General features: G+C 66.9%; 12 protein-coding genes. 7 read left to right on the forward strand and 5 right to left on the reverse strand.

Annotated elements, in window-relative coordinates; translation table 11 throughout:
- Positions 1–48: 48 nt before the first annotated feature.
- Complete coding sequence (locus tag HFK18_RS09380) at positions 49–957, reverse strand: LysR family transcriptional regulator (RefSeq protein WP_180165980.1); 909 nt, start codon at positions 955–957, stop codon at positions 49–51.
- A 131-nt stretch (positions 958–1,088) separates the two neighbouring features.
- On the opposite strand from HFK18_RS09380, the gene HFK18_RS09385 reads away from it, so the two are divergent.
- Both HFK18_RS09385 and HFK18_RS09390 read left to right on the forward strand, forming a co-directional pair.
- Positions 1,089–2,192 carry an alkene reductase gene (locus HFK18_RS09385; RefSeq protein ID WP_180165982.1) on the forward strand — a complete coding sequence of 368 codons (1,104 nt, stop codon included), beginning with the start codon at positions 1,089–1,091 and terminating at the stop codon, positions 2,190–2,192.
- Between the two features lie 83 nt (positions 2,193–2,275).
- Complete coding sequence (locus HFK18_RS09390; protein WP_180165984.1) at positions 2,276–2,692, forward strand: VOC family protein; 417 nt, start codon at positions 2,276–2,278, stop codon at positions 2,690–2,692.
- A 9-nt stretch (positions 2,693–2,701) separates the two neighbouring features.
- Here HFK18_RS09390 and HFK18_RS09395 read toward each other — a convergent pair whose 3' ends face one another.
- Complete coding sequence (locus HFK18_RS09395) at positions 2,702–3,397, reverse strand: hydrolase (RefSeq protein WP_180165986.1); 696 nt, start codon at positions 3,395–3,397, stop codon at positions 2,702–2,704.
- Between the two features lie 84 nt (positions 3,398–3,481).
- Here HFK18_RS09395 and HFK18_RS09400 point away from each other — a divergent pair, with 84 nt between their 5' ends.
- Positions 3,482–4,135, forward strand: coding sequence for a TetR/AcrR family transcriptional regulator (locus tag HFK18_RS09400; protein ID WP_180165988.1), 654 nt, complete (start codon positions 3,482–3,484; stop codon positions 4,133–4,135).
- A 124-nt stretch (positions 4,136–4,259) separates the two neighbouring features.
- Here the strand turns inward: HFK18_RS09400 and HFK18_RS09405 are convergent, their stop codons facing one another.
- Positions 4,260–5,144 (reverse strand): LysR family transcriptional regulator, encoded by an 885-nt coding sequence (locus tag HFK18_RS09405; protein ID WP_100462607.1) that lies wholly within the window; start codon positions 5,142–5,144, stop codon positions 4,260–4,262.
- Positions 5,145–5,250: 106 nt separating this feature from the next.
- Here HFK18_RS09405 and HFK18_RS09410 point away from each other — a divergent pair, with 106 nt between their 5' ends.
- Positions 5,251–6,309, forward strand: coding sequence for an NAD(P)-dependent alcohol dehydrogenase (locus tag HFK18_RS09410; RefSeq protein WP_180165990.1), 1,059 nt, complete (start codon positions 5,251–5,253; stop codon positions 6,307–6,309).
- Between the two features lie 98 nt (positions 6,310–6,407).
- On the opposite strand, the gene HFK18_RS09415 is transcribed toward HFK18_RS09410, so the two are convergent.
- Positions 6,408–7,772: a glutamate--cysteine ligase gene (locus HFK18_RS09415; RefSeq protein ID WP_180165992.1), complete on the reverse strand. Its 1,365-nt coding sequence runs from the start codon at positions 7,770–7,772 to the stop codon at positions 6,408–6,410.
- A 152-nt stretch (positions 7,773–7,924) separates the two neighbouring features.
- On the opposite strand from HFK18_RS09415, the gene HFK18_RS09420 reads away from it, so the two are divergent.
- The 3 genes from HFK18_RS09420 (at position 7,925) to HFK18_RS09430 (ending at position 11,108) form a co-directional block, all read left to right on the forward strand.
- Positions 7,925–8,629: a VIT family protein gene (locus tag HFK18_RS09420; RefSeq protein ID WP_089236851.1), complete on the forward strand. Its 705-nt coding sequence runs from the start codon at positions 7,925–7,927 to the stop codon at positions 8,627–8,629.
- A complete protein-coding gene (locus tag HFK18_RS09425) occupies positions 8,626–9,450 on the forward strand; it encodes a helix-turn-helix transcriptional regulator (protein ID WP_089236853.1) in 825 nt (274 codons plus the stop codon). The genes HFK18_RS09420 and HFK18_RS09425 overlap by 4 nt, the downstream gene beginning before the upstream one ends.
- 683 nt (positions 9,451–10,133) lie before the next feature.
- On the forward strand, positions 10,134–11,108 hold the full coding sequence (locus tag HFK18_RS09430; RefSeq protein WP_180165994.1) for an MBL fold metallo-hydrolase: 975 nt from the start codon (positions 10,134–10,136) through the stop codon (positions 11,106–11,108).
- 118 nt (positions 11,109–11,226) lie between these two features.
- On the opposite strand, the gene yihA is transcribed toward HFK18_RS09430, so the two are convergent.
- Positions 11,227–11,829, reverse strand: coding sequence for a ribosome biogenesis GTP-binding protein YihA/YsxC (gene yihA, locus HFK18_RS09435; protein ID WP_180165996.1), 603 nt, complete (start codon positions 11,827–11,829; stop codon positions 11,227–11,229).
- Positions 11,830–11,908: the final 79 nt, after the last annotated feature.

Genomic DNA, 11,908 nt, shown 5'->3' on the forward strand with positions numbered 1-11,908 from the left:
AGCCTCGGAACTATACTGGGGGATAGTATACAGAAGCCGATCGGTACCTCAATCGAAGACGCCCTCTGCGGCCAGTCGGGTCAGCTCCTCCACCACGTAACGCACCTTCGGCCGCAGGTGCCGGGTCTGCGGCCACAGCGCGTGGATGTCCACATGGTGTTGCATGCAGTGGTCGAGCACCGACTGCAGCGCGCCGGACTCGAGATGCCGGCGCACCAGCGATACCGGCATCTGGCAGATGCCCAGGCCAGCCAGCGCGCCTTCGATCACCGCATCGCCATCATTGAGCTGGTAGGTGCCGCTGGGAATGAACACACCGTGGGTGCCCGCGTCTCCCATCCGCCAGGCCACAGGCTGTCCATGGCGGTAGCCGACGATGCTGCGGTGTGCATGTAGATCGTCAATGGTCCGTGGCGTGCCATGCGCCTGCAGGTAGGACGGCGCGGCGCAGGTCACCAGCCGCTGGCTGGCCAGCTTGCGTGCAACCAGATGCTCGGCGTGGTGCAGGCCGCCGAAGCGGATCAGCAGGTCGATGCCTTCCTCCAGCGGATCAACGAAGTGATCGGTGAAGGTCATCGTCAACTGCAGGTCCGGATACTGCTGGCACATTTTCAGCAGCACCGGCAGCACCACCAGCCGACCGAACGAGGACGGCATGTCGATGCGCAGGCGGCCGCTCGGCAGATGCGCAGCCGAACCCAGGCACGCTTCAGCTGCCGCGATTTCATCCAGCGCCGCCGCGCACGAGGCGTAGTACGCCTCGCCATCGGTGGTCAGCGCGATGCGCCGGGTGGTGCGATGAAACAGGCGCACCCCCAGCCGCGCTTCCAGCCGGGCAATGGCCTTGCCGACCGCGGAGCGCGAGATGCCCAGGGCATCGGCCGCTTCGGTGAAGGTGGCCGAGCGCGCCGTGGTGACGAAGGTCGCCAGGCCATTCAGGGATTCGACGGGAAGCATCGGCGGACTCGCTCATTGGGGACAGATAGTCCCGCTTGATGGGAAATTTACCGTCTTTATGCGCCTGCATGTCAACTCCATCATGGTGCTGTCGCGCCGTTGGCGCCCTCCCCCGCTCCGAGATGACTGACATGACCTCCCCCCTCTTCCACCCCTACGACCTGGCCGGAACACCACTGCGCAACCGCATCGCGATGGCGCCGATGACCCGCGCCCGCAACCCCGGTGCGGTCGCCAACGAACTCACTGCGCAGTACTACCGGCAACGTGCCAGCGCAGGCCTGATCATCAGCGAGGGCACGCCAGTGTCGGCGCAGGGCCAGGGCTATATCGACGTGCCGGGCATCTGGTCCGCTGAACAGGTCGCCGGCTGGAAGCTTGTCACCGACGCCGTACACGCTGCGCAGGGCGCGATCTTCGCCCAGCTGTGGCACGTCGGACGCATGTCACACAGCTCGCTGCAGCCCGACCGCGGCCAGCCGGTGAGCGCCGGCACGCGACCGGTGGCGAGCGATCCGAAGAACACCTCGTTCGTGTATCTGGATGACGGCAGCCGTGGCCATGCCGATCCGACGCCGCCGCGCGCGCTGCGCACCGACGAAGTGCCGGGTATCGTCAGCGACTTCGTACGCGGCGCTGAAAATGCCATCGCTGCCGGCTTCGATGGCATCGAGCTGCATGCTGCCAACGGCTACCTGTTCGAGCAGTTCCTCAACCCGATCACCAATGATCGGCAGGATCTCTACGGTGGTTCACTGCGCAACCGCGCACGGCTGATCCTGGACACCGTGGATGCGATGGCGCAGCGGATCGGTGCACAGCGGATCGGCGTGCGCCTGGCGCCGAACAGCCAGACTTTCGACATGCCGGCCTATGCAGAGAACGAAGCCACCTATCTTTACTTGGCCGAAGAGCTTGGCAAGCGCGGGCTGGCGTATGTGCATCTGAACGACAACTACCTGCGCGGCGCGCCCGTCATCGGCGAAGCGTTCCTGAAGACTTTCAAGCAAACCTACGGCGGCACCGTGATTCTCGCCGGTGGGCTCACCCGTGAGCGTGCTCTGCGCCTGGTCGAGGACGGCATCATCGACCTGGCCGCGTTCGGCCAGCCGTTCATCGCCAATCCGGATCTGGTCGAGCGCCTGCAGCGCGATGTGCCGCTGGCCGTGCCCGATCGCAGCACCTACTACGGCGGCGGCGTCGAAGGCTACCTCGACTACCCGCTCGCACAGTAGATCCACGCCATGCGTGGATGCCGCGCCTTGATCCCGCCGGGCCACGAGTGCATCGTGGCCCGGTCCGGACTCGGTCCTGCCCCATGAACTGCTCAGCGGCCTCCTTCATCGTCAACCTCGACGTCCCCGATCTTGCAGCGGCCGAGGCGTTCTACACCGAAGCTTTCAGCCTGAGGATCGGCCGCCGCCTGGGCCCCGGCGCACTGGAACTGCTCGGCGGCCCCACGCCGCTATACCTGCTGCAGAACGACGCCGGCAGCGCAGCGACCGAAGACGGCGACGTGCGCGATTACGAGCGACATTGGACGCCCGTGCATCTGGACTGGGTGGTCGCTGACATCGACGCTGCGCTTGCCCGCGCGGTTGCGGCCGGAGCCACGCTCGAACGCCGCGTGCGCGAACGCCGCTGGGGAAAGATCGCCGTGCTGGCCGACCCGTTCGGCCACGGCTTCTGCCTGATCCAGTTCAGCGAGGCAGGCTACGACGCCCTGCTGGAATGACGCGCCTGCTCACCACGGCAGCGGTACCGCCTCGCCATTGGCGCGTTCGCCGTAATACAGCGATGGCAACAGCCGCGACAGGAAACTGAACTCGGTATAGCAGTGCTTGAGCAGCCCCAGGCCGATCGCATCGCTGGCATCGCGCTGCGGGTCTTCACTGTCCAGGCCCAACACGAAGCGGCTGCGCAGCACGCAGCCGAACGGCGTATCGCGCACGACGTGCAGCATCTGGCCGTCGCAGGGATCACCGTGTGCGTCCAGACGAACGTGGTCACCAAAACCGATGCGTGCGGCAATCACCGCCGAGACATCGCCCGCATCCTGCGCCGTCTGCAGACGCCCAGGTGTGAGCAGCGTGCGCGGATCATGGAACTTCAGGCGTGCCGCCACCGGCGGAATGTCGGCCAGCGATTCCACCGCATGGATGCTGGCGCCATGGTAACTGCGCCCACGCTGCCAGGCCGCGTCCCAGCCACGATGCTCGACATGGTCCAGCGGGTGCCACCAGCGGATGTGCTGGGTGGTCTCGAAGAAGGTGAACCACCAGTCCAGCATGCGGCCCTTGCAGCCATGCAGATCGGTGCGCACTGCGACCAGCAGGGTGCCGTCTTCGCGACGCTGGATGCCGGTTTCCAGGTGCATCGGCGCCGGGTCGAGCAGATCGTGGTGGTCCAGCCAGGCGTGAGCGTTGGCGACGGTGTCCATGGTTAATCCTTGGGGAGGTGAAGCCCGGACAATACGGAAACGCACTTCGTTTCGCAATTATCAAAATGCGCTAGAATGTGCGCGATGACCGCTACTGCGCCTCCCGATCCGATCGCATCACCCCGTCGCCGCGGGCGTCCAGCACGGCCAGAGGCCGACGTCCGCCATGCCGTGCTGCAGGCGACGCTGGATCTGCTGCTGGCGCAGGGCTACGAAGCGACCACCATCGAAGCCGTCGCTGCGCATGCCGGCGTGGCCAAGAAGACGGTGTACCGGCATGCCGGCAACCGTGATGAGCTGGTAGGCCTGGCGGTGCGCGAGTGGACCGATGGCTTCGCACCGCAGCTGCAACGTGATGCCCGCCACGCAGAAGACGTGCTGCCGCTGCTGCACGACATCCTGCAGGCGGTGTGCGCGCAGGCATTGTCAGCACAGGCGGTGCGGGTGTTCCGGCTGTTGACCACCGACTTCCCGGGCAAGGACGCGCTGCTGCGGGCCTACCTGGACAACGGCATCGGCCGCGGACGTGCGTTGCTGGCGGACTGGCTGGCGCGGCAGCAGCAGCGTGGCCTGCTGCGTGCCGGTGATCCAGAACGGATGGCACGTCTGGTGCTGTCCATGGCCGTGGCCGAACCGCTGCGCGAACGCGCCATCGGTGTGGTTGCCGAAGACGCATCGGTGGATGCGCATCTGCGTGACTGCCTGCAGTTGATGGAGCCGATGCTGCAGGCTGCGTAGCGTGGTGCCATCCACGCATGGCGTGGATCTACTGTGCAACGGCATCCACGCGTGGCGGGGTCAAAGTGGGCATGCGGCGATGGTCAGTAGATCCACGCCATGCGTGGATGCGATACACCGCGCTTCACTCGCGCAACATGTCCACGAACGCACGCAACGCTCCAGGCATCTGCCGCTGCTTCGGGTAGTACAACGCGAACCCGGCGAACGGTTCGCTCCAGTCTTCCAGTACCGCCACCAGTCGGCCATCGTCCAGGTACGGGCGCGCGGTGTCTTCCAGCACATAGGCCAGGCCGATGCCATCGAGCACCGCGCCAACCACGGTGCCCTGCTCGCAGAGCGTCAGCCGCCCCGGTACGTCGATCTCCAGGGTCTGGCCCTCGCGCTCGAACTGCCACTTGTACAGATGGCCGCTGGCGAAGCGGAACCGCACGCACTCATGCGCGGCCAGGTCGCGCGGATGCTGCGGTGCCGGCCGGCGCCGCAGGTACTCGGGCGAACCGACGATCAAGCCGCGCAGCGGCGGCCCCATCGGCACCGCCACCATGTCCTCGGGCACGAACTCGTGCAGGCGCACGCCCGCGTCGTAACCCTCGGCGACGATGTCGACCAGACCATCGTTCTCGGTCAGCTCCACCCGTACATCCGGATGCGCGTGCAGGAAACGCGCCAGCCGCGGCCCCAACTGGGTCGCCACCGCCGCCCGCGTCGCGTTGATCCGCAGCAGGCCTGCCGGAACGGCGCGGAAGTGGTTCATCTCCTCCAGCGCGTCATGCACCTGGCCCAGTGCCGGCTGCAGGCGCTCCAGCAGCCGTTGCCCTGCCTCGGTCAGTGCCACACTGCGGGTGGTCCGGTGGAACAGGCCCACCCCCAGCCGCTCCTCCAGCGCGCGGATCGCATAGCTCACCGCCGAGGTCGACAGGGCCAGTTCGGCGCCGGCGCGGCGGAAGCTGCGGTGGCGGGCGACCGCGGCGAAGGCGGCCAGGTGGGACAGGTTGTCAGTGGCCATGATTGTGCAGTCTGCCTTGATGAATCATGCCGATATATGCGCTTCTTACCTTGCGGTACGGGGCGTATTGTAAAACGCCTTTCGACAAACCCGCCAAGGATTCCCCATGTCCCTCGCCCGTGGTTACGCCGCCCATACCCATACCGACCCGCTGGTACCCTTCGAGTTCGAGCGCCGCGCGGTCGGCCCGAACGATGTGCGCATCGAGATCCTGTACAGCGGCATCTGCCATTCCGACCTGCACCAGGCCCGCGACGACTGGGGTGGCTCGATCTACCCGATGGTGCCGGGCCACGAGATCATCGGCCGGGTCACCGAAGTCGGCAGCGAGGTCACCCGCTTCAAGGTCGGCGACCACGCCGGTGTCGGCTGCATGGTCGACTCCTGCCGCCATTGCGATGCCTGCCAGCACGACCTGGAGCAGTACTGCGCCGAAGGTGCCACCTGGACCTACAACGGCCGCGAGCGTGAAAGCGGCGCACCGACCTACGGCGGCTATTCCGACCATGTGGTGGTCGAGCAGCGCTTCGTGGTCAAGGTCTCCGAAACGCTGGACCTGAAGGCCGCCGCGCCGCTGCTGTGCGCGGGCATCACCACCTGGTCACCGCTGCGCCACTGGAAGGTCGGCCCGGGCCAGAAGGTCGGCGTGATCGGTCTGGGTGGCCTCGGCCACATGGGCGTGAAGTTCGCCAAGGCACTCGGCGCGCACGTGGTGATGATCACCACCACCCCGGAAAAGGGTGCCGACGCCAAGCGCCTGGGCGCCGACGAAGTGCTGGTCTCGCGCGATGCCGCGCAGATGAAGGCACACGCCGGCAGCTTCGACTTCCTGCTCAACACCATCCCGGTTGGTCATGACACCAACCCGTACATGGGCCTGCTCAAGCGTGAGGCGACCATGTGCCTGGTCGGCGTGCTGACCGAACTGGACCCGCCGCTGACCGGTGGCAGCGTGATCTTCGGTCGCAAGCACCTGACCGGCTCGGCGATCGGCGGCATGGCTGAAACCCAGGAAATGATGGACTTCTGTGCCGAGCACGGCATCGTCAGCGATGTGGAGATGATCGACATCAAGAACGTCAACGAAGCCTGGGAACGCATGGCGAAGAATGATGTGCGCTACCGCTTCGTGATCGACATGGCGACGATGAACAACGCCGCCTGATCCAAGTCGGTTGTGGAAACGAAAAACCCCGGCAATGCCGGGGTTTTTTCATTCCTGACGGTAGCGCCGGGCCATGCCCGGCGGTCATCCATCCCGCGTCAGTAAGCAAACTCGCGGAACACCGGATCCACATCGCCATGCCAGCGGCCATGGAACAGCGCCAGCTTGCGCTCGGCCGGGGTCAGCCCAGACTCGACGATTTCCTGCAGCACGTCCAGGAACTTGCTTTCATCCTGGCCATCGGCATTGCGCGCCGCACGGCGCTTGAGGCCTTCCACGGAAATCTTCACCGCTTCGCGCGCCAGGTCGCGCACGGTGCCATTGCGGAACGGCAGGTTCATCGCATGCTTGGGCACCCCATCACGCAGCGCATGGCGTTCAACCAGGCTGAAGTCGCGCACCAGGTCCCACGCTGCATCCAGTGCGGTGTCGTCGTACAGCAGGCCCACCCAGAAGGCCGGCAGCGCGCACAGGCGGCTCCACGGGCCACCATCGGCACCGCGCATTTCCAGGTACTTCTTCAGCCGCACTTCCGGGAACGCGGTGGTGGTGTGGTCCGACCAGTCGCGCAGCGTCGGCAACGCGCCCGGCAACACCGGCAGCTTGCCCTGCATGAAATCGCGGAAGCTCTGCCCGCTCGCATCGTGGTAGATGCCGTCGCGGTAGGAGAAATACATCGGCACGTCGAGCAGGTAGTCGACATAGCGCTCGTAACCGAAGCCATCCTCGAACACGAAGTCGAGCATGCCGGTACGGTCGGCATCGGTGTCGGTCCAGATGTGCGAGCGGTAGCTGAGGTAGCCGTTCGGCTTGCCCTCGGTGAACGGCGAGTCGGCGAACAGGGCGGTGGCGATCGGCTGCAGCGCCAACGACACGCGGAACTTCTTCACCATGTCCGCTTCGCTGGCGTAATCCAGGTTCACCTGCACGGTGCAGGTGCGGGTCATCATGTCCAGGCCCAGCGAACCGACCTTGGGCATGTACGAACGCATGATCTTGTAGCGGCCCTTGGGCATCCACGGCATTTCATCGCGCGTCCACTTCGGCTGGAAGCCCATGCCGAGGAAGCCCAGCTGCAGCTCGCCGGCCACCTGTGCCACTTCATTGAGGTGGGTGCCGGTTTCCACGCAGGTCTGGTGGATGGTTTCCAGCGCCGCACCGGACAGCTCCAGCTGGCCCGCGGGCTCCAGCGTCACCGAGGCGCCATCACGCAGCAGGGCGATGGTGTTGCCGTTTTCCTGCACCGGGGTCCAGCCGAAACGGACCAGGCCGTTGAGCAGTGCTTCGATGCCGCGATCGCCCTCGAAGGTCGGAGGACGCAGGTCATCCAGGCGGAACCCGAACTTCTCGTGCTCGGTACCGATGCGCCACTGCGAACGGGGCTTCTCGCCGGAGGCGATCTCCGCCACAAGTTGCGCGCGGTCGGTAATGGGCGTATCGGCGACGTGGCTGGGGCTCGACAAGGGGGTGGCTCGCTGGACGGTGGCAGGGGATGTGGGGCTGGGAGCCTTGCATCGCAAGGGCGCACTATAGCGTGGCGGCTCGTTACGTCATGCGACGGTGACGGGTTTCAGCATCCTACCGACACCCTCTTGACCCTCGTACACTCAGGGCCATGAGCCGCCATTCACGACATCCTGAACTGCATCGCGCCGATCGCGTCGGCTGGCTGCGTGCTGCCGTGCTTGGCGCCAACGATGGCATCGTCTCGGTCGCCGGCCTGGTGGTCGGCGTGGCTGCCAGCGGCGCCTCGGCCAGCACGATCCTGGCCACCGGCGTGGCCGGCACTGTGGCCGGTGCGATGTCGATGGCCGCCGGCGAGTATGTGTCGGTGCAGACCCAGGCCGATACCGAGAATGCCGATCTGGCGATGGAGAAGCGCGAGCTGCACGAAGACCCGCACAGTGAACTGGACGAGCTGACCGCGATCTACCGCCACCGTGGCCTGGAGCCGGCGCTGGCGCGGCAGGTCGCCGAGCAGCTGACCGCCCACGACGCGCTGGGCGCCCATGCGCGCGACGAACTGGGCATCACCGAGGAACTGCGCGCGCGACCGTTGCAGGCCGCATTGGCTTCGGCCGGCGCCTTCACCTGTGGCGCTGCCCTGCCGGTGCTGACCGCACTGCTGGCACCGGTACAGAACGTCGCCACCGCCACCACGGTCAGCACGCTGGCCGGCCTGTGCCTGACCGGCGCGATGGCGGCACGCGCCGGTGGCGCGTCACCGACGCGTGGTGCCCTGCGCGTGATGTTCTGGGGTGCGCTGGCGATGGCGGCTGCAGCTGCGGTCGGCCGCCTGCTGGGCGCGCACGTCGTATGACCGGCATGCCCCCCACCGCCATGGCACTGCTGGCGGAGATGGCCAGCCTGGCCGGCTGCCAACGCGCCGAAGGCTACGCCTGCATCACCGCCCGCCGCGAGCACGGCGCCAGCTCGGTGGAGATACCGCAGCCGCAGTTCGCGATCCTGCTGGAAGGCCGCAAGCAGGTGCGTACCGCACACCAGTCACTGACCTTCGTCCCGGGCGACATCCTGCTGATCACCCAGCGTTGCCGCATCGACGTGGTCAATACACCCGATCCGCAGACCGGCCGCTACCTCAGCGCGATCGTGCCGCTGTGCACGGAAGTGCTGGCGGCGGCGCGCACGCTGTGGAGCGAAGCCTTGCCGACGGCCGGACCGGCGCTGGCACGGCAGGCGTTGAGCGATCACGCCACGGCGCTGCGCAGCTGGCGGCAGTCGTTGCAGGATGGCCGCTACAGCGAAGCACGGCTGGCACTGGCCACGCTGGTGCTGGCGTGGTGCCGGCAGGGCCACGGCAACCTGTTGTTGCCGCACGCACCGACGCTGGGCGAACAGATCCGCGACCGCATCGCCGCCGAACCGGCACGTGACTGGCAGTCACGCGACGTTGAAGCACACTTCGCGCTGAGTGGCGCGACCCTGCGGCGGCGGTTGGCGGCTGAGGCCACCAGCCTGCGCCAGCTGCTGACCGAAGCGCGCCTGGCCCACGGCATGCAGCTGCTGTACACCACCGATCTGCCGCTGAAGACCGTGGCAGCGCGCGCGGGGTATCGCTCTGCAGCGAGCTTCAGCAAGCGCTTCGCCGAGCAGTACGGGCTCGCTCCTACCGACATCTAGGTTGTTCGGCAGGGCTGCGCCCTGCACCCGCAGAAGCAACGGCAACAGCCGAAGCAACAGCAACAGCAACAGCAACAGCGTGCATTCCGTGGGATGGCGGGGCGGTGTCGGAGTGCGGGGACGCCGCAAGTATGTCCCTGTAGGCTTGGCAGCCGCATCCATGCGGCTGACACCCCGCACTCCGACACCGCCCCACCCCTGACAGTTTCCCGGTGACCCAGTAGATCCACGCCATGCGTGGATGATTTCCTCCAATTCCATTCGATTCATTTCGATGATTCCGAATTGAATTCGAAGAGCATCCACCCATGGCGTGGATCCAAGGTCGACACCCACCAAGAGCAGGTCATGCCATCCCAACAGATCGCGAAAATCTGTCGAAGGCGGGGTGGGTCCGGTGGCGGGGGTGTCCGCGGCATGGATGCCGCGGCCAAGCCTACAGGGACGTATTCACGGCGTCCCCCGCCACCGGCCCCACCCCGCCTCCCCACAGGAAGCCCGCTTCTGCTGTTGCTTCGGCCGTTGCCGTTGCTTTGGCCGTCCGTTGCCTCTGCGGGTGCAGGGCGCTGCCCTGCCGGTAACCCCCTTGAGCATTCCGCGCAGTGGTTTGAGCGCCGCACGCACGCGCAACGCGGCACGCTGTGCGCACCGGGCCTGCCCATCACTCATCGAGAAGAACCGCCATGACCCTGCGCCACCTGCCGCTGCGCGCCGCCCTGCTGCTGGCCCTGTCCTCCCTGCCGCTGACCGCACTGGCCGAGGCCACCTCGCCCGCTCCCACCCAGCAGGTGCCGGGTGTGCAACACCAGCGCATCGGTGCGCTGCAGGTCACCGCCCTGTTCGACGGCGTAGTCGCGCTCGGCCGGCAGGAAGTGGTCGATGTGCCGCCAACGCTGGTCAGCCGCCTGCTCGAAGGCCGCTACGTGCCCGAAGACAAGAAAGGCCTGCAGACCGCGATCAACGCCTTCCTGGTGCGCCAGGGCAAGCACCTGACCCTGGTCGATGCCGGCACCGCGCAGTGCTTCGGCCCTGACCAGGGCCAGGTGCTGGGCAACCTGCGTGCGGCGGGCGTGGACCCGGCCGAGATCGATGAGGTGCTGCTGACCCACGCCCATCCCGATCACCTGTGCGGCATCCTCGATGCACAGGGCAAGCCGGCCTATCCGAATGCGACGGTGTGGTTGTCCAAGGCCGATGCCCGCTACTGGCTCGACCCGGCCAGCGAAGCCACGGCGCCGCAAGGCGTGCGCTTCGCCTTCGCGCTGGCACGCAATGCGGTGGCGCCGTACCAGGCCGCCGGTCGCCTGCACACCTTCCAGCCTGGCGACGCCCTGCCCGGCCACGCGGTGGCGATGGATACCCACGGCCACACGCCGGGGCATGTGTCCTATCGCTTCGACAGCCAGGGCCAGTCACTGCTGGTGTGGGGCGATGTACTGCATTTCCATGCAGTGCAGTTCGCGCACCCGGAAGCGGCATTCGAGGCCGATTCGGACCGCAAGGCGGCTACGGCCAGCCGTCGCAGCGTGTTGCAGGAAGCCACCGCCAAGGGCTGGTGGGTGGCCGGCGCGCACCTGCCCTTCCCCGGGCTGGGTCACGTACGCAGCGAGGGCAAGGCCTATGCGTGGGTGCCGGCGGAGTTCTCGCCGCTGAAATGACCCCGTGTAGAGCCGAGCCCGTGCTCGGCCATCAGGGTCTCGCCGCGCTACGCGCGGCAGCCGAGCGCGGGCTCGGCTCTACAAAAGTGTCGCCGGGCAAGGCCCGGCGCCCTGTTACTTATTCCAGCCCCAGCCAGCCGCCGATGATGCCGCGGGCTTCCTCGACGCCGGTACGGGCGGCGCCGGAGAACACCTGCACACTCACCGTATCGCCGAACGACGAATGCAGTTCCTTGCGCACTTTCTGCAGGGTCTGCATCTGCTGGCTGCGGCTCAGCTTGTCGGCCTTGGTCAGCAGCGCATGCGCCGGCAGGCCACGCTGCACGGCGTAGGCCAGCATCTGCCGGTCGTAGTCCTTCAGCGGATGGCGGATGTCCATCACCACCACCAGGCCCTTCAAGGCCTCGCGGGTGCGGAAGTAGCGGTCGATGAAGGCCTGCCAGTGCGCCTGCAGGTCCAGCGGCACCTTGGCGTAGCCGTAACCGGGCAGATCGACCAGGTGGGCGTCCGGGGTGACCTCGAAGAACACCAGCTGCTGGGTTCGGCCAGGCGTCTTGGAGACCCGGGCCAGGCTGTTCTGGCGGGTCAGCGCGTTGAGCGCGCTGGACTTGCCGGCGTTGGAGCGACCCGCAAAGGCCACTTCGGACCCTTCATCGGGCGGCAGCTGCCCCATGTTGTGGGCAGAGAGGTGGTATTGGGCGCGTTCGATGAGCAATGACATGCGCATAGGATCGCATGTTGCGGCGCCGCGCGCCCGGCCCGCGGGCCTCCTGCGGGAAAATGCTGCACTGCTGCGTTGA

The sequence above is a fragment of the Stenotrophomonas sp. SbOxS2 genome, from assembly GCF_013416715.1.
Taxonomy (GTDB): Bacteria; Pseudomonadota; Gammaproteobacteria; order Xanthomonadales; family Xanthomonadaceae; genus Stenotrophomonas; species Stenotrophomonas lactitubi.